This is a genomic window from Marinomonas shanghaiensis (assembly GCF_003259175.1).
Lineage (GTDB): Bacteria > Pseudomonadota > Gammaproteobacteria > Pseudomonadales > Marinomonadaceae > Marinomonas > Marinomonas shanghaiensis.
In genome coordinates, this window is sequence record NZ_QGOK01000003.1 from 527,947 (window position 1) to 545,770 (window position 17,824).

Sequence of the window (17,824 nt, forward strand, 5' to 3'; positions counted from 1 at the left end):
TGGCTTTTTTTATTGGTCTGAAGCGCTACAATGCGTCAATGAAAAAAAGAGGATAAGGCTTGAATGGTTAAACAAGACGTGTATACCGCCATCACGGAAGCATTGTTGCGTCGTTATGAAACCGCAAAATGGGCGGCGAAACAGGCGCATGAAGCAGCAACAAATGAAGAAAGTGTTGCTGAAAATAAATACGACACCTTTGGGTTAGAGGCCTCTTATTTGGCTCATGGTCAATCTCAGCGAGTACTAGAATGTGAAAAAGATTGGTTGTTGTTTAGTAAAACACCCCTGGTTACTTTTTCAAAAGACAGTGCAGTTGAGTTGTGGAGTATGGTGATCTTGACTGAGCTGGAGTCATCCAGCGATATGAAAAAATATTTCTTTATTTCGCCCTGCGCAGGCGGGCTGAGTGTAGAAATTAAAGGAGAAACGGTTTATCTAGTCACCGCCTCAACACCTGTTGGTAAAATATTAATGGGAAAAACGCTGGGTGATGAGGTTGATTTGTCTCAAAACGGTAGGCAAATCGCTTATGAAATAACCACCATTGCATAATGCGTCTAATGTATTGGACAAATTTGGTTCAGACCCTAGAGAGTCGGACTCGGTTCGCATATAATGCTTTGCCTTAAAATATTCTGTATTCTATTCAGAGCTTAAAATTCAGTTTACATTACTGATCGAATGGAAAACGTTCTAAGAAAAAATCACTCTCTTACTGAGAAAGTAATAGGAAAGAAATTATGCGCAGCCATTATTGCGGCGAGTTAAATGCTTCTAATATTTCACAAGAAATCACCCTATGCGGTTGGGTTCATCGTCGTCGTGACCACGGTGGCGTTATCTTTCTAGACGTTCGCGATCGTGAAGGTATCACGCAAGTTGTTTTTGACCCAGATCGCGCTGAAAGCTTTGCATTGGCTGACAGTGTTCGTAACGAATTTGTGGTAAAGCTAAAAGGCCTGGTGCGTGCTCGTCCTGAAGGGACAACCAACCCAAATATGCGCACGGGTGAGATTGAAGTGCTGGGTACCGAGCTTGAAATCCTGAATGTGGCCAAAACCCCACCGTTTCAACTAGACGAGCATCAATCTGTAGGGGAAGATGTTCGCTTGAAAAATCGCTTTATCGATTTGCGTCGCCCTGAAATTCAACAAAAAATGCGTTTTCGCTCAAAAGTGACCTCTGTGTTGCGTCGCTATTTGGATGGTAATGGTTTCCTTGACATTGAAACGCCTATTTTGACTCGTGCAACACCGGAAGGTGCGCGTGATTATTTGGTCCCTAGTCGTACTCAGCAAGGCAGTTTTTTTGCGCTTCCTCAGTCGCCTCAGCTTTTCAAACAGCTGCTGATGGTTTCTGGTTTTGATCGTTATTATCAAATTGCAAAATGCTTCCGTGACGAAGATCTTCGTGCAGATCGCCAGCCAGAATTCACCCAAGTGGACATTGAAACATCGTTCATGAGTGAACAAGACATCATGGCGATGACTGAAAAAATGATCGTTAGCTTATTTAAAGAGCTAATGAATGTTGATTTGGGTGTTTTCCCTCGTATGCCTTATTCTGAAGCAATGGAAACCTATGGCAGTGATAAACCGGATCTTCGTATTCCGTTGACCATTGTTACAGTGTCTGATTTGATGGCAGAGGTGGACTTTAAAGTCTTTTCCGGTCCAGCAACTGATCCAAAAGGTCGTGTTGCAGCGCTTAAAGTGCCTGGTGGTAATGCGCTGACTCGTAAGCAAATTGACGACTACACTAAATTTGTTAGCATTTACGGTGCCAAAGGTTTGGCTTACATTAAGGTGAATGACAAATCTAATCTGGAAGAAGGTTTGCAGTCTCCAATCGTTAAGTTTTTACCTGTTGAAGTGCGCGCGACATTGCTTGAGCGTCTTGATGCTCAAGATGGCGATTTAATCTTCTTTGGTGCTGACTCTACGAAAATCGTCAATGAAGCACTTGGTGCACTTCGTTGCAAGCTTGGTGAAGATTTGAATCTTTATACTTGCAAATGGGCGCCTTTGTGGGTTGTGGACTTCCCGATGTTTGAAGAAACAAGCGATGGCGGCATCACCGCAATCCATCATCCATTTACTGCGCCTTCTTGTTCTCCAGAAGATCTGAAGGCAAGCCCGTTGACTGCGCTTTCGCAGGCTTATGATATGGTGTTGAACGGTACGGAACTGGGTGGTGGTTCTATTCGTATACATCAAGCATCAATGCAAGAGACTGTGTTTGAGTTACTGAATATCAGCAAAGATGAGCAAGAAGAAAAATTTGGTTTCTTGCTAGATGCGCTGAAGTTCGGTGCGCCACCACATGGTGGTTTGGCGTTTGGTCTGGATCGTCTTGTGATGCTAATGACAGGCTCTAGTTCGATTCGTGATGTGATTGCTTTCCCTAAAACGCAAAGTGCGACCTGTTTGTTGACTCAGGCGCCAGGCGAAGTAAGTGAGAAGCAATTAAAGGAATTAAACATTCGCGTCAGAAAGCCGATCGCTGAATCTTAGTTTTTTGCCATTAAATTCACCTTAAAACAGTGAGTTATGTTAAAGATTTGCAAGTAAAATGTAAAAGACCGCTAATAAGCGGTCTTTTTTGTGTTTTGGCATTGCATACTTTGTAAAGGGCTGTTGAAATATACAGTAACTATGCAGGGCGTAAGAATTTATGATCATGACCAGAATTTTAGCGATTGATCCGGGTTCCCGAATAACAGGTTTCGGTATTATCGACGTTGTAAACGGCAAAACTCGATACGTAAACAGTGGCTGTATTAAGTTGCCTGACGAAGCGTTGTCGGTAAGGCTAAAACATATTTTTAAGTATGTTTCTGCTTTGATGGAAGAATACAAGCCTGATGAATTTGCCATTGAAGAGGTGTTTTTAGCAAAAAACGCCAACTCTGCCTTAAAGCTAGGTCAAGCAAGAGGTGTTGCGATTGTCGCAGCGTCTTTGCAGGAGCTAGTCGTGCATGAGTATGCTGCACGGCGCGTTAAGCAATCTGTTGTTGGTAATGGTAATGCTGATAAGACTCAGGTTCAGTCTATGGTGCAGCTTTTGTTAAACTTATCTTCTAAGCCTCAAGCTGATGCGGCAGACGCACTGGCGATTGCCTTATGTCATGCGAATACTCGTACCTCAGGCGGTTTAGAATACGGTGTTGGAAAACGAGCGGGGCGCTCGTCTAAACGCTGGACAGAACAAGATGTAAGGAAGTCATTGTGATTGGACGAATCGTGGGTACTTTGGTGGAAAAGTCACCGCCTGAGTTGCTGGTTGATGTGGGTGGAATTGGTTATGAAATCAGTTCACCAATGACGACTATTTATGATTTGCCTCCAGTTGGTGGGACAGTTACCTTGTTTACCCATTTACTGGTTAAGGAAGACTCCCATACACTGTATGGTTTTATTGATAAAAATGAGCGCGCGTTATTTCGCGTGCTTATTAAAGTGAATGGTATTGGGCCAAAGATGGCTTTAGCGGTTTTATCCAGTATGTCGGCGGAAGAGTTGATTGGTAATGTGCAAGATTCGGATGTGTCTGCATTAACACGTATCCCCGGTGTTGGTAAAAAGACGGCGGAACGACTGATTATTGAGTTGCGTGATAAGCTTGGTCAAGCAGCGAAAACTGATTTGTTCTCAGCGCCGGCCGTGCTGCGTCAGGTGCAAGCAGATCCGAGGCAAGAAGCCGAAGCCGCTCTTATTTCTCTTGGTTATAAGCCTCAAGAGGCGGCGAAAGCAATTGCGGGTGTTCCAGTCGATGCAGCTAACAGTGAAGATGTGATTAAAGCGGCCTTGAAAAGCATGTTAAGGCAATAAATATGATTGAGCATGATCGTCTCATTTCGGCCGAGCTAAAAGGCAATGATCGGCAAGTTGACAGGGCAATACGTCCTCAAGCGCTTGCTGAGTATATTGGGCAGCCTGTTGTTCGTGAGCAAATGGAAATTTTTATCGAAGCGGCTAGGCAGCGTCATGAACCGCTTGATCATACCCTTATTTTTGGTCCTCCAGGTCTAGGGAAAACAACGCTCGCACATATAATTGGTAATGAGATGGGTGCGGAAGTAAGAACGACATCGGGACCTGTGTTGGAAAGGGCGGGAGATCTAGCGGCTCTTTTAACTAATTTAAATGAAGGTGATATCTTATTTATCGATGAGATACACAGATTGAGTCCAGCAATTGAAGAAGTGCTGTATCCGGCGATGGAGGACTATCAGCTGGATATAATGATAGGTGAGGGGCCTGCGGCAAGATCAATTAAAATTGAACTCCCGCCGTTTACACTTGTCGGAGCAACAACAAGAGCTGGGTTATTAACGTCTCCTCTGAGAGACAGATTTGGTATTGTTCAGCGCCTAGAGTTTTATGATGTGGAGTCTTTGACAACGATTGTTGCCAGATCGGCAGGTAAAATGGGTATGGAGCTTGATCACTCTGGTTGCTTTGAAGTGGCTAGAAGATCAAGAGGGACGCCGAGGATAGCAAATCGTCTTTTACGTCGTGTTCGGGACGTTGCTCAGGTAAGTGGGGAGCAGCTTGTTGGTCAAAAGGTTGCTCAAAGAGCTTTGGATATGTTAAGTGTAGATAGTCAGGGTTTCGATCATCTAGATAGGCGCATGTTGTTGACTATGATAGAAAAGTTTGACGGAAGGCCTGTTGGCCTAGACAGTGTTTCAGCAGCATTAGGTGAAGATAAAGATACAATAGAAGATGTTATAGAGCCGTTTTTGATTCAGCAAGGCTTCATAATTAGGACACCGAGAGGTCGTCAAGTTACGAAGCGTGCTTATGAGCATTTTAATTACCAACTACCTACGGATTTTAAATAGAGGTTAATAATGTCAATTTGGGGACTTATCGCCAGCGCTAGTATCGTTGTTCAACTTGTTATGTTGACATTATTAGCTGCTTCCATCTTTTCATGGATTGTAATATTTCAAAGAATTAGCGTGCTGAAAGAAGCTAAGAAAGTTCGTGCAACATTTGAAGAGAATTTTTGGTCTGGTATTGATCTGAGCCAGCTTTATCGCAAACTTACTCAGGAAGGTCGAAAAGTTGAAGGGATGGAAAATATTTTTACGGCTGGCATAAAAGAGTTCACCCGTTTGAGACAAAGTCACAATGTGGACCCAGAAGCGGTTATGGACGGTGTCCAACGAGCAATGCGAGTCGCCTTGTATCGCGAAGAAGAAAAGCTAGATCAGCATCTTCCTTTCTTGGCAACCGTTGGCTCTACAAGCCCTTACGTCGGGTTGTTTGGTACGGTTTGGGGGATTATGCACTCATTTATTGGGCTTGCAGAGGTTCAGCAAGCTACCTTGGCTACGGTGGCTCCAGGTATCGCCGAGGCGCTTATTGCGACCGCCATAGGCTTGGCAGCGGCTATACCTGCCGTTATTGCTTATAACCGTTTTTCTTCCACTGCAGAATCGCTAGGTTCGAGCTACGAAAACTTTGCTGATGAATTTACTAGTATATTGCATCGTAAATTGCATGTTAGAGAGGGAGGCGCTGCATAGTGGCTCGTTCACGGAGAAAAAATAAGCGTCGCCCAATGGCGGAGATAAACGTTGTTCCGTATATCGATGTTATGCTTGTATTGTTGGTTATTTTTATGATCACTGCACCAATGTTAACGCAAGGTGTTGATGTGGAATTGCCTAGCGCAAATGCGACGCCAATACAGGATAATGAGAACGATATCATCATTGCTTCTGTCGATTCTAAGGGACAATTCTATTTAGATGTGGGTGGTAAGCAAGAATCTATTGCTTTATTAGAATTACAAGATAAAGTACGCAAAGTTTTAAGCCAGAACCCAAAAATGTCCGTTTTGGTACGAGGCGATAAGAATGTACCATATGGTGATGTGATTGGTTTGATGGTGGCTTTGCAAGGGGCTGGTGTTCCAAATGTTGGTTTAGTGACAGAGCCGGAAACAAATTAATGAAATGGCTGCGCAGTGATAGTTATAGTATTCCAACAGTACTGGCTGTAGGTTTGCACGCTAGTATTGTTGTAGCTGGTTTGGTGGTTATTGATTTTGGCGATAATGAGCCGCCAAAACCTAAAAAGCCTCCTATTGTTAATGCTACCGTCGTAGATGTGTCGCAAACAATCATAGGTCAGCGTGAATCAGAACAGAAAGCGGCACAAAAGCAGGCTGCTGTTGCGGAAGAGAAGCGAAAAGAAGCCGAGCAAAACCGCAAAAAAGAAGCTGAGAGAAAAGCATTGGAAGACAAGCAAAGACAGCTTGCCCAAGCGAAAGAGGCTAAAGAAAAAGAAGACGCTCAGAGAAAAAGAGAAGATGAGCAAAAACGTGTCGCTCAAGAAGCCGAGCAGAAACGTGTCGCTCAAGAAACTGAAGCAAAACGCGTCGCTCAAGAAGCTGAAAAGAAGCGTTTAGCTGAGAAAGAAGCTGATGATAAGAAACGTAAAGAGTTGGCTCGTAAGGCTGAAGCAGATCGCATAGCGGAAGAAGATCGAAAAAAACAAGCTGAAGCAGATCGTTTGGCTGAACAAGAGCGCAAACGTCAAGAAGAAGCGTCTCGCTTAGCAGAGCAGAAAAAAGCGGAAGCTGCGGCGGCCAAAGCAGCTGCAGAAGAGGCGAAAGAGCGAGCTGCAGAAGAGGCACAAATGGTTCAATCCATTAGTAGCCTGATTAATAACAGAGTAACGGCGGCTTGGATTCGACCTCCTAGCGCACGAAATAACATGGTGACACAATTGCGCATTAATTTTTTGCCTACTGGTGAAGTGATGAATGCTCAAGTGACAAGAAGTAGTGGTGATGCCTTGTTTGATCAAAGGGCAGTTGATGCCGTTTACAAAGTAAGGCGAATAGAAGAGCTTGCCAAGGTAGACTCTTATGTTTTTGAACGAAATTTCCGTCAGGTAGATTTAATTTTTAACCCGCAGGATTTGAGAAACTAATGATGTTTAAAAAATGGTTGAGTATACTATTCACTTGTTTAGTATTTGTAAGTTCAGCTAGAGCCCAGTTAGTTATTGAGATAACCAGTGGTGCTGATCAGTTGTTACCAATCGCTATTGTGCCTTTCGGTTACACTGGTATGGATGCGCTGCCTGAAGACGTAGCGCAAATTGTTGAAGATGATTTGGCCCGTAGCGGTTTGTTTAAACCAGTACCACGAGCTAATATGTTAAGTATGCCAACCAAACAAGAAGATGTTTTTTACCGTGATTGGCGTCTACTGAAAAGTGATTATGTTGTAATTGGTACTGTTCAGAAACTACCAAATAGTCAGTACAGAATTGGCTTTGAATTGTTGAACGTATTAAGTGAAAAGCCAGTGGAAAGACACAACTCCATTGACGTTAGCGCGAGAAATTTAAGAGACGCAGCTCACTACATTAGTGACAAAGTTTACGAATTATTGACAGGGTCAAGAGGCGCATTTAGTACTAGAATATTATATGTTACTGCTGAAGGAGATAGGAAATCACCTTTGTTTAAGTTGCAGGTAGCGGATGCCGATGGTCATAGACCGCAGGTCATCGTAGAATCTAAAGAGCCTATTTTATCGCCATCATGGAGTATGGATGGTAGAAGTATTGCGTATGTGATGTTTAGAAATCGCCGTCCTAATATTTATACTCAGGAATTGGCAACAGGAAGACGTCAACAGATAGCGCAATTTAGAGGACTTAATGGAGCGCCATCATGGTCTCCAGATGGAAAAAAATTGGCTTTGGTTTTGTCTAAAGATGATAACCCAGAAATTTATACTCTGGACATCGCGACTCAAAAATTAGAGCGTATGACAAATCATTATGCCATTGATACAGAGCCAAGCTGGGAACCAGATGGCAAAGGAATAATTTTTACGTCTGATCGGGGCGGTAATCCGCAAATATATCGATTAGATGTAAATAGTAAGCAAGTAGAAAGGGTTACGTTTGAAGGTGAGTTAAATACAAGAGCAAGAATGACACCAGATGGTCGCTTCCTTGTCACCGTTCAAAAGAATGATGGTAATTATCATATTGCTCTTCAGGATATGAAAACGGGCCGAGTTCAAACCCTTACTGAGACTTACTTAGACGAATCGCCTAGCATTGCACCGAATGGTAGCATGGTGATGTATGCCACAACCTATCAAGGAAAGGGTATCTTAGCCGTAGTATCCGTTGATGGCCTAGTTAAATATAGGATACCATCAGCAGAGGGTGATGTACGAGAGCCATCTTGGTCTCCGTATTTCAAATAAAGACATTGAGGAGTGAATAATGAGTGTAAACAAACTAGGTAAGTTTGCTGTAATTGGATTGTCTGCAGCTTGGATCGCGGGTTGTAGCACAACAGCAACTGATACTGATTCTTCAACTGTTGCTGAAGATGCAAATTCAGCAGCAAACACTGATTCAGCATACGGTGCTGGTCAAGATAGCGCTATGACTAGCGTTATTGTTGAAGACAAAGATACAGGCATGGATTCTTTGGCTGGTGTAGAGACTGTATTCTACTTTGACTTTGATAAGTCAATCGTACGTCCAGAATCTCGCGAAGCTTTGGCTAAACATGCGGCATACCTTGTGTCTAATCCAGATGCACGTGTTGTTCTAGAAGGTCATGCTGATGAGCGTGGCACTCGTGAATACAACATGGCTCTTGGTGAGCGTCGTGCTAAAGCAATTAGCCGTTATTTGACTATCCAAGGCGTTGCTGCTTCTCAAATCGAGACAGTAAGTTTTGGTGAAGAAGTTCCTGTTGCCTTCGGTCATGATAGCAATGCTTGGCAGTTAAACCGTCGAGTTGAAGTACGTTACGAATAATGTTCTATAAAGATGTGAAAATTCACTCTTTTGCAATGGTGCTGTGTTTCACAGCACCATTTGTAATGGCTGAAATTCCGCAAGCTAGTAGCGGTGGTGGCCTTTCGGCTAACGCCGCTGCAGACTTACTCTTTCAATTGGAAACATTGCAGCAGGAGGTTCAGAGCCTTCGTGGAAAAGTGGAAGAGCAGGGGCATGAATTAAGGCTAATGAAAGAGAGTCAAAGGGATCGTTATATCGATCTTGATAAGCGTATATCAATACTGATGTCTGCTTCTGCAAGCGAACAAAGAAATACAGTAGCTCCTCCGATAGCGCAGATCGAACAGATTCCCGATGCAATAGAAAACACTCCCATTAATACACTTGTTACTCCTCCTTTAGCGCCTGTTAGCCTTCAGCCACCAACTGAAGAAGCTCAACAAGCCTACAACAATGCGTACAACTTGATTCGTGAGAGACAATTCGATCAGGCTGAGACCGCTTTTGCTAGTTTTGTGAATGCTTTTCCTAACAACTCTTTAACCGGAAATGGTTATTATTGGCTAGGTGAAGTGAAATTAGTTCAAGGAAAATCCAGAGAAGCATTAGAGGCTTTTTCTACTGTGATTCAAAATTTTCCAGGTCATAGCAAAGAACAAGACTCATTGTACAAGCTGGGCACTGTTAGTGATCAGATAGGCGATACTGAAAAGGCTAGGTTTTATTTACAGGATGTTATAAAGCGCTTCCCTGATTCTAAGGCTGCTCAACTAGCGGCTGGTTATTTAAGTAAAATTAAATAGCTTGCATTCCTCAGCGGGCTCTGTATTATACGCAACCCGTTGGGTCGTTAGCTCAGTTGGTAGAGCAGTTGACTTTTAATCAATTGGTCACTGGTTCGAATCCAGTACGACCCACCAACATGTTTTATTCCTTTTGTGGTTTTTGGGTCGTTAGCTCAGTTGGTAGAGCAGTTGACTTTTAATCAATTGGTCACTGGTTCGAATCCAGTACGACCCACCAAAAACACTCATTCCGCTCCCAGTTTCTTAGGGGTAATGATATGTCTACACTTTTCGATAAAGCTGCGCTTCGTGATACTGTCCAAAGATATCTATCTGAAGCCGAAAAAACGCTTGAAACAAAATCTATCGATGATGATCAAATCCGAACTGAGATCAAGTCTTTGCTTAAGCAGAAGAATGCGGTTTTAGTTGCCCATTATTATACTGAAGATGCCATTCAAGAATTAGCGGAAGAGACTGGCGGAATAATTGCTGACTCTCTAGAAATGGCGCGTTTCGGGGCAAACCATGAAGCCAAAACATTGGTTGTGGCAGGCGTTAAGTTTATGGGTGAAACAGCCAAGATATTGAGCCCAGAAAAAACTATCCTAATGCCCACATTGGAAGCAACCTGTTCATTAGATATTGGTTGTCCCATCGACGAGTTTTCTGCTTTCTGTGATCAATACCCTGATCGTAAGGTTGTTGTGTATGCAAATACGTCAGCAGCTGTAAAGGCTCGTGCCGATTGGGTTGTTACATCGAGTATTGCATTAGATGTGGTTAATTATCTTGTGGAACAAGGTGAAAAAATTATTTGGGCGCCAGATCAGCATTTGGGTGGTTACATTCAACGAGAAACAGGTGCTGACATGATTTTGTGGGACGGTGCTTGCATCGTGCATGAAGAGTTCAAGGCAAAAGGCATTTTGGATCTAAAAGCCATCTATCCAGATGCGGCTGTTCTTGTTCACCCAGAATCGCCTGAACCGGTTGTAGAAGTAGCGGATGTTGTTGGTTCGACGTCGCAGTTACTTAATGCCTCTAAGGGCATGACAAACGACACCTTTATTGTTGCAACTGATAGGGGGATCTTTTACAAAATGAAACAGGCTTCACCCAACAAGCGTTTCATAGAGGCTCCTACAGCAGGCTCTGGGGCAAATTGTCGTAGTTGCGCGCACTGTCCCTGGATGGCGCTCAATAGCCTAGAGATGTTGCGTAACTCTCTTAGAGACAGCTCTGGTGAGATACATGTGCCAGAAGAAACCAGAGTGAAAGCGTTGATCCCATTGCAGCGTATGTTAAATTTTCAAGTCCAGCGTTAAACAATTAATAGGGATGGCTATTCGTTTAGCGTCCCTAAGTACTTCATTTCTAGATCAGAAAATGCCAACTGCAGGCGATCGCACTCTAGGCTCTTTTTGTTGTAACTCACTCTAAGAGCCTGATAATCTTTACTCGTTGCCATCTCTAATACTTTGTTTTTCAATTCCGTCGTGATTAATACGAGCTGTCTGTTTTTCTCTCTTTGTTCAAAAAGTGGTTTAGACAAGCGTGATGTGGCCGTGTTATTGCTCAAAGCAAATGATTGTATTTTTTGCTTGAGTTGCTCGTTAGTGTCTTCTGCAATATCCAATTCTTGCGCGAGTAAAGTGACACAAGTTTCTGACTCTTGCAGAAGTCGCTCAAGCATTTTTGTGTCTTTATCTTGTTCAATAAGGCTGTCCGTAGATCTGCTTTCCAGCGCGCTATTGAGTTCGTCTCGAAGGGAAACAAGCGTTTCTTTTTTATTTGCATTGAGGGCTTGAAGGTTGCCTATCGCTGTTTTGTTACTGTTTGCGAGCTGGCGCTCTATTTCAGCAAGTTTTGCGTCTTTCGCACTAATGTCTTCTTTTAATGAAATAATAGACAAATTAGAGTTTTGTAGCTCGGTTTCAAGCTGCAAAATGAGCATTTGAGACTCTTCTGAGATGCGCTCTAATTTGGCAATGGCGACTTTTTGCGCTTCTAAAGAATTGCTTATGTTGTCATTTTTATGAGCTTTTTCTATTTCAGATTTGAGTTGCTCTATGACCATTTTTTGACGGTTGGAGAGGTTATTCAAACTCGATATTTGCTTAAAAGACGCATCACGAATTTTTCGTTCTATTTTTTGAGCGATGGGGATTTCTAAGTTAAAGTCAGATGAAATGCTTGTCTCTTCACTTTTGCGGTGCTCTAAGTGCTTTATTTTTACTTTCAGTTCGCTAATTTCTGTTTCTAAACGCCTTTTCTCTTCATGTTTGATGTTCAGCTGCTTAATGCGTTTTTTAGCTCTGTCTATATTTTTGCGTAGATCTTCGTTTAAGAGGATTTGTCGTTTTGTAAGAGACTCTTTTGTAATCAGGAGCTCTGCGGTTTGAAAAAACTCACTTTCCATCTCTTTTAGGTTCTGTTGCAGCTCATCTGGGTTGGCTGTCTGCAATTTTGAAGCGGACAACGCATAGAGTAAACTCGACAAAAAGCGGTTTAAGATCACTTTTGGTCTGTCGCTCGCTTGATTTAATAAAATGGCTCTCTCTGCTTTTAATATGGTTCCCCATATTTTGAGTTTGTTTGTCTCGTGGGCGCTGATTTTACCTGGTGAAATAGCGTTCGCAGCAAATTGAATTTGAGTATTGAGATAGTGCGCTAGGCGTTTGTAGGCGGTAGACTCATCGGTTGAAGCAAGATCGCTTGTATTGTTAGGCGATTTATTGTCTTGCTGCTGTGTTTTTTTGCTTAAAGTGTGTGATAGCCACAAGAAAAGAAGGCTCCCTAAGGCCAAAATAGTACTTAATTCTATCAGGACCCACATAAGCCACTTTTGCATAAAAAACTCCTAGACCTTAAACTGACGATTGTGATATTCATTATCATTACGCAACGGCAAATCACATTTTTAATATACGCTTTGCCTCATGTTAACGGAATAAAATATTTTATGAATAAAGAATTTATTAACTTTATGCGCAACCGTGTTTCGCAGCCCGCTCTTAATGCTCCGGCGCCTACGGAGAGTGAGTGGGAACTGATTTTGAGTGCGGCAAGCCGTGCGGCAGATCACGGCAATCTTAAACCTTGGCGATTTTGTGTCTTCGAAGGAGAAGGGCGTTCGAAACTAGGGCAAATTTACTGGCATCATGCTTTATCTGAAGTGGAATCAATGCCGGATAGTAAAAAAGAGAGCTTTGTTAAAAAGGCGTATCGTGCCCCTGCTGTGCTTCTGATTTATGCCAGTATTCAAGACCACCCTAAAGTGCCAGCAATAGAACAAGTGATGGCGGTTTCAGCTGCTGCGCAGCAAGTGTTATTGGGGCTGAATGCCCTAGGTTATGGCGGTATGTGGCGAAGTGGTCCGGCTTGCTTTACTCAAAAAACGAAAGAACTGCTCTCTCTAAAAGACAATGATCAGATTGTTGGCCTAATTTATGTTGGTACACCGAGTGAGAAGCCTGCGTTTATTCCAGAAGTAGAGCTTGCCAACCATCTTACGTGGGTAAGAGATTAATTTTTAAGGTTTATTTTTAATAAATGGGTTGCAATCTTCGGTCTTCGTAATTATTATACGCGCACAAATTACGCACTGCGTATAAAGTTTTGGTGAGCTGTCCGAGTGGCCGAAGGAGCACGCCTGGAAAGCGTGTATGTCGAAAGGCATCAAGAGTTCGAATCTCTTGCTCACCGCCATTACCCCTCTAGAATAAAGGCTTTCAGAGCTCTTCTAGAAATTGTACATAAAAAGTACATCAATAGAAAACCAGTTAGACTAGCGTCTAGCTGGTTTTTTTGGTTTTGCTCTAATGGAAAAGTGGTTTCGTGTTTTGTCTAGATAACAAGCATTTTACCATAATAAGGCTATTTATATTATTCAGTTAGTTATGCTGAACTTTGCATTCAAGTTGAACGCCAAAACTTGAGTCTCTAATAAAAAACCATTTGATACCCATACAAAAATCTAGAGTACAATACCATCATATTGATAAACTCATCACCTCCATGATGAAGACGAGGGTGATGAAGATGATGAAAATAGCACAACACCGCATCGCTCGGCGGTGCTTCTCGACAGGCCCTGTGGCAGCGGCTTATGAACTGAAGGTGGACGCGGGTGAAGTGCGACGAGATGAAGCGCAAGTCGCTCTGGCGGCAAAATTAGATGCCCTGCACGAGTCTCTTGCCTTGCTCCCACCAGTACCCGTAGGCACCGACGATCCGACAGAGAGCAGCGGTGCAAGCAGCAGTCCACTGTTACTGTTACTGGCGCGATCCCTGGCATCCGCCCAGTCCTTTTTTCGAAAGAAGTTCCATTTGTTGTTTTTTGGTCCACCACCGCGAGGCATGTACATTTATGGACCGGTCGGGGTCGGCAAGAGCTTTCTAATGGATCTCTTTTATTCGTCGGTTACTGCTCCTGATGATGATTCTTGCGGTAATAATGATAGCCACAAACACGCAAAGATTACCAAACGCCGCGTCCACTTTCATGAATTCATGCTAGACGTCCACCATCGAATCTTTGTCTACAAACAGAAGCACCCACGAGGCGATGCCATTCCCATTATTGCGCAACAATTGGCACAAGAAGCCCAACTCCTCTGTTTCGATGAATTTCAAGTGACAGACATTGCCGATGCCATGATTTTGAAGCGACTGTTTTCACTATTATTGGATTGGAATGTCGTGGTGGTGGCCACCTCGAATAGATCTCCCGATGCCTTGTATAAAGGAGGCATTAACCGATCCCTCTTTTTGCCATTCATCGACATGTTGAAACACACGTGCGACATTATTTCCATGGAGAATTCTCGTAAGGATTATCGACTCGAAAAACGAGCGTGTGGTCAATCCTATTTTTGGTCAAACGAGGATGTACATGGTGATAATAATAGCAATAACAACATTCAGGCGCAGTTGGAAGAAATATTTGGTGACACTGCATCCGGAACTGAGGCAGAGATCATTCCCGTCCTCTTTGGTCGCACAGTCCAGGTTGCTCGATTGAATGACCGGTGCGCATGGTTTGACTTTTCCGAGTTGTGCTACCAACCGCTCGGGGCGGCCGATTATATTTCCCTCTGCCGCCGATTTCCGGTCCTCATCATGGACCGCGTCCCCCAACTGGACGTCAATTACCTCAACGAAGCGCGACGATTCGTGACCCTTATTGACGCGTGTTATGAATCTCACACCCGCTTGGTGCTGGCGGCACAAGTCCCGCTCGACGAATTGTTTGTTGATTTTGAAGCGCAAGTCGAAAGCAGTGACGGAGATGAAGAATTGATTGTCAATGAGAAGGGGGGAAACTCGAGCTCGTTTGCGACCACCATGATCCGCACCAAAGAGGGAAAATATTTCGAGTGGTCAGCGACGGGTCGAACTGGTGTGTCACTAGCACAATTCTCGGCCGCAAATGATCTCGCCTTTTCCTTTCGACGAGCCACATCTCGGTTGGAAGAAATGGGTGGAAAGGAATGGGGACGGCAATGACGAAAGGTCTTTACCTTGCAAAAAAACACTAAAATGAGTAAAACTTCATGTTTTTTCGCTCAAATGAAAAAAATTTTGGTGCGCTGTGAGCTCTTAATCGCAGCTTCCCAAACCAAAGTGGATTTGCTATGCCTCGTTTAAAGGGTATTCAGATACCAATCATCCATCAGCAGTCTTCTTTTCTGTAGTAAATTCCCCCTTTGATAAGCTGCTTCTGCCTGATCTTTAAGCTTGTGCGCAAGGGCATGTTCAATTATTTTTCTGGGGAAACTGGTGGTTTCACCTGCCCAATCTCTGAAAGTAGGGCGAAAGCCATGTTGGGCTAAGTCTTTGCAGTCCATACGCTTAAGAACAGCTGTAAGTGTCACAGCGTCAATCTCTTTTATTCCCAAGTGGCATCTTCTTCTGAAAGGATGAATTAGATGTCCCTGCCATCTGAGCACATTTGCACGACGGCTTGAGGCGAGCCATCCGTGTTGAATTTCACCAAACTGATTCCGGCAGCGTTGAGCAGTCTTTCACCGTGGTCTGCGGTTTCTGGTTTGTTTGGAATGACTTTCATGCGGCGCCGTCTGGTAAACCAGTTTAAGGGAGATTTAGGCGAGTATAACCAGCGATTCATGCGATCAAAAAAGTCTAATAATCGTTTGGGGAATTCGTTTTTAATGCCACTGCTGGTAATTTGCCATAAGTCTGGCCCTCTTTGTGGACCACGTAGTTGAATGTCGTAGACAAAGGAATAATGCACATCGCCAGATAAAATCACAAAATTCTTTGGTGTTTTTTTATGGCGAAACATGTTAATTAAGGTGTGGGCAGAGCCTGGGTGAGCCATCCAGTTTTCGGCATCAACCATTAAGGGTTTGCCAAACCATGTAAATACTCGCTGAATTGTTTCAATCAGTTTTACACCAAAAATGGGGGCCGGTGACACCATAATGACCGCTTCTAGGCCTTTTAGCTGTTGTTGCAGATCGGTTAATGCTTCCCAATCCATAAGACCAGAAGGGCTCTCTAAAGACTTTTCAGAGCGCCAACGCTGGGTGCGTGTATCCAGTACGACTAATGGTGGCGTGGTCTGCCAAGTGAAGTTCCATTTTGAAAAGCGAAAGAGGGCTTGAACCAAATGGTCGTGTTTGTCGGTCCCAGGGTGGTTTAGAACATCCTGCGCATCGCTTATCAGTTGCGTCGAAAAGCGTTCTGGACAATTTCCCCATCCTTGACACAGCAAATATCCGAGTAAAGCATTGCCAATAATACGCGCAGAAAAAGGGTGGTTATAGGCGGTTTCTTCCCAAGCAGCCGTTAAATTCCAGTCATCGGTAATGTCATGATCATCAAAAATCATGGCGACAGGAAGATGGGCAAGGGCGCGGCGAATTTTAGGTAACCCCTCAACAAACGTTTGCAGGGTGGCTTGTCGTTTTAAAAAGTCGCTTTTCTGTTCATCAGTAAGGCCGGAGGGTATAGTCCAGCCATCCGCTTCAAGCAAGGTTTCCCAGCCTGTTGGAGACCATACCAACGCGTACATAGATAACACTTCTGCTAAAGAAATTAGGTGGTTATGAGCGGTATCGGTTGTAAACACCGGCTTGCGAACGCCACCAAATACTTGGGCTAACATACTGCGGTTAGCGTCGTTGGCAGGCAGAAGTGTTTCTCTTGCATAATAGTAAGAAGTATCTTGATGCAGTGTTTGAGAGTTATCTATTTGTACGCAAGGTAGCGTTTCATTCGGCATGTTAAGCTTGGGAATAAGCTGATGTATTGCCCATAACATGGGGGCGGCGACATCGTCAGAGTAGATTTGATCGCCACTCATCATGAGTAGGCTGGGCCATTCAGTCGGTGCGGTTTTTTCTAGCAGCTCATCAACTCTCAATAAGCCATCTTTGCTCGGATGATGCGGCTTACGACAGGAGCCATGCAGCAAACTGTTTACCCTAGGCTGTAAAATGAAAAAAGGCAGCGGGTGATCTGGATAAACAAAATCCTTTGCCCAATGAGTCCAATCTAATCCATTTAGGCGAAGATCGTAGTGAATGATGCTTTGAGTGGGTAGGGTGTTTTTGAGGCTAACATCCAATAAATGGATAAATAAATTTTCACCTGCTTTGACCTGAGTATGAAAATCGACTGCTTGCGCTTCAGATAAATCCAGTAGGGTTTGTTGATTTTCCACTAATGCAAGGGAGACGCTAGCGGGTTCGGTCGTCATTAACCAAAAGGTCAGTCTTTCTGGTGTCATTCTCCGTAGTATTGGACCCGCTAATACCTGCATGCTTTTCCTTGTGTTATTGAGTGAGTAAAAGATCGGCTTGCTTAAACACCACGGGGCGACCATCTGTCGTCGTGGATGTTACGATCATTTTTGCGTTAAGCATCAGCTGATCATCCTGAGCTCTGAATAAGTGTTGATGAAAGGCGAGTTTTAATTTTGATTCTCTTTTAACACGAGTTTGAATGTAAAACGTGTCGCCACTTCGCAACGAACGCTTGTACTCAAGTTCTGCTTTTATCAATACGAGATGAATGCCATGTTTTGTAATTTCAGCAAAATCTAAGCCTTTTTCTTTGAGGAACTGATGTCTCGCATGTTCTAGGTAATTTTGATACACAGCATTGTTTACAATCCCTTGCATATCACATTCATAATCTCGCACTTCAAATTGAGCAAGACCAGATTTGTTCGCTTTATCCGTCATTTTGTTGCCTTACATAGCGTCTTAT

Annotated in this window: 18 protein-coding genes and 3 tRNA genes; 17 read left to right on the forward strand and 4 right to left on the reverse strand. The window is 43.5% G+C overall.

The features are described from left to right. Positions 1-63: 63 nt before the first annotated feature. The 14 genes from DKT73_RS02875 to nadA all read left to right on the forward strand — a co-directional run bounded on the left by DKT73_RS02875 (position 64) and on the right by nadA (position 10,911). Positions 64-555, forward strand: a complete 492-nt coding sequence (locus DKT73_RS02875; protein ID WP_111637070.1) for a transcription elongation factor — start codon at positions 64-66, stop codon at positions 553-555. Positions 556-743: 188 nt separating this feature from the next. After that, positions 744-2,516 carry an aspartate--tRNA ligase gene (gene aspS / locus DKT73_RS02880; protein WP_111637071.1) on the forward strand — a complete coding sequence of 591 codons (1,773 nt, stop codon included), beginning with the start codon at positions 744-746 and terminating at the stop codon, positions 2,514-2,516. 160 nt (positions 2,517-2,676) lie between these two features. After that, positions 2,677-3,234 carry a crossover junction endodeoxyribonuclease RuvC gene (gene ruvC, locus DKT73_RS02885; RefSeq protein WP_232827762.1) on the forward strand — a complete coding sequence of 186 codons (558 nt, stop codon included), beginning with the start codon at positions 2,677-2,679 and terminating at the stop codon, positions 3,232-3,234. Then, positions 3,231-3,833 carry a Holliday junction branch migration protein RuvA gene (ruvA, locus tag DKT73_RS02890; RefSeq protein ID WP_111637073.1) on the forward strand — a complete coding sequence of 201 codons (603 nt, stop codon included), beginning with the start codon at positions 3,231-3,233 and terminating at the stop codon, positions 3,831-3,833. Before ruvC ends, ruvA begins: the two co-directional genes overlap by 4 nt. 2 nt (positions 3,834-3,835) lie before the next feature. Next, a complete protein-coding gene (ruvB, locus tag DKT73_RS02895; protein WP_111637074.1) occupies positions 3,836-4,849 on the forward strand; it encodes a Holliday junction branch migration DNA helicase RuvB in 1,014 nt (337 codons plus the stop codon). A gap of 9 nt (positions 4,850-4,858) precedes the next feature. Next, the gene (gene tolQ / locus DKT73_RS02900) at positions 4,859-5,539 is read left to right on the forward strand and encodes a protein TolQ (RefSeq protein ID WP_111637075.1); all 681 of its coding nucleotides are present in this window, start codon (positions 4,859-4,861) and stop codon (positions 5,537-5,539) included. Next, positions 5,539-5,967, forward strand: a complete 429-nt coding sequence (tolR, locus tag DKT73_RS02905) for a protein TolR (RefSeq protein ID WP_111637076.1) — start codon at positions 5,539-5,541, stop codon at positions 5,965-5,967. The genes tolQ and tolR overlap by 1 nt, the downstream gene beginning before the upstream one ends. Then, positions 5,967-6,953 (forward strand): cell envelope integrity protein TolA, encoded by a 987-nt coding sequence (gene tolA, locus DKT73_RS02910; protein WP_111637077.1) that lies wholly within the window; start codon positions 5,967-5,969, stop codon positions 6,951-6,953. Before tolR ends, tolA begins: the two co-directional genes overlap by 1 nt. After that, positions 6,953-8,251 carry a Tol-Pal system beta propeller repeat protein TolB gene (tolB, locus tag DKT73_RS02915; protein ID WP_111637078.1) on the forward strand — a complete coding sequence of 433 codons (1,299 nt, stop codon included), beginning with the start codon at positions 6,953-6,955 and terminating at the stop codon, positions 8,249-8,251. Before tolA ends, tolB begins: the two co-directional genes overlap by 1 nt. A 19-nt stretch (positions 8,252-8,270) precedes the next feature. Beyond that, positions 8,271-8,816, forward strand: coding sequence for a peptidoglycan-associated lipoprotein Pal (pal, locus tag DKT73_RS02920; RefSeq protein WP_111637079.1), 546 nt, complete (start codon positions 8,271-8,273; stop codon positions 8,814-8,816). Then, entirely contained in the window at positions 8,816-9,601 is a 786-nt protein-coding gene (ybgF, locus tag DKT73_RS02925; protein ID WP_111637080.1) for a tol-pal system protein YbgF, read from the forward strand. Before pal ends, ybgF begins: the two co-directional genes overlap by 1 nt. A 41-nt stretch (positions 9,602-9,642) precedes the next feature. Beyond that, positions 9,643-9,718: transfer RNA gene (locus DKT73_RS02930), tRNA-Lys, on the forward strand. A gap of 27 nt (positions 9,719-9,745) precedes the next feature. Continuing rightward, positions 9,746-9,821 (forward strand) — tRNA-Lys (locus tag DKT73_RS02935). Between the two features lie 40 nt (positions 9,822-9,861). Continuing rightward, complete coding sequence (gene nadA / locus DKT73_RS02940; protein ID WP_111637081.1) at positions 9,862-10,911, forward strand: quinolinate synthase NadA; 1,050 nt, start codon at positions 9,862-9,864, stop codon at positions 10,909-10,911. Positions 10,912-10,928: 17 nt separating this feature from the next. Here nadA and DKT73_RS02945 read toward each other — a convergent pair whose 3' ends face one another. Beyond that, positions 10,929-12,437: a coiled-coil domain-containing protein gene (locus DKT73_RS02945; RefSeq protein ID WP_111637082.1), complete on the reverse strand. Its 1,509-nt coding sequence runs from the start codon at positions 12,435-12,437 to the stop codon at positions 10,929-10,931. 111 nt (positions 12,438-12,548) lie between these two features. Here DKT73_RS02945 and DKT73_RS02950 point away from each other — a divergent pair, with 111 nt between their 5' ends. The 3 genes from DKT73_RS02950 to zapE all read left to right on the forward strand — a co-directional run bounded on the left by DKT73_RS02950 (position 12,549) and on the right by zapE (position 15,094). Next, positions 12,549-13,115 (forward strand): nitroreductase family protein, encoded by a 567-nt coding sequence (locus DKT73_RS02950; protein ID WP_111637083.1) that lies wholly within the window; start codon positions 12,549-12,551, stop codon positions 13,113-13,115. A gap of 91 nt (positions 13,116-13,206) precedes the next feature. After that, positions 13,207-13,294: transfer RNA gene (locus DKT73_RS02955), tRNA-Ser, on the forward strand. 333 nt (positions 13,295-13,627) lie between these two features. After that, the gene (gene zapE / locus DKT73_RS02960; protein WP_198666521.1) at positions 13,628-15,094 is read left to right on the forward strand and encodes a cell division protein ZapE; all 1,467 of its coding nucleotides are present in this window, start codon (positions 13,628-13,630) and stop codon (positions 15,092-15,094) included. Between the two features lie 137 nt (positions 15,095-15,231). On the opposite strand, the gene DKT73_RS02965 is transcribed toward zapE, so the two are convergent. Genes DKT73_RS02965 through DKT73_RS02975 form a run of 3 tightly spaced genes read right to left on the reverse strand, consistent with a single transcriptional unit; the run spans position 15,232 to position 17,799 of the window. Next, positions 15,232-15,462 carry a hypothetical protein gene (locus DKT73_RS02965; RefSeq protein ID WP_198666522.1) on the reverse strand — a complete coding sequence of 77 codons (231 nt, stop codon included), beginning with the start codon at positions 15,460-15,462 and terminating at the stop codon, positions 15,232-15,234. 50 nt (positions 15,463-15,512) lie between these two features. After that, positions 15,513-17,375 (reverse strand): alkaline phosphatase D family protein, encoded by a 1,863-nt coding sequence (locus DKT73_RS02970; protein ID WP_111637084.1) that lies wholly within the window; start codon positions 17,373-17,375, stop codon positions 15,513-15,515. A gap of 13 nt (positions 17,376-17,388) precedes the next feature. Beyond that, entirely contained in the window at positions 17,389-17,799 is a 411-nt protein-coding gene (locus tag DKT73_RS02975) for an acyl-CoA thioesterase (RefSeq protein ID WP_111637085.1), read from the reverse strand. Positions 17,800-17,824 lie beyond the last annotated feature (25 nt).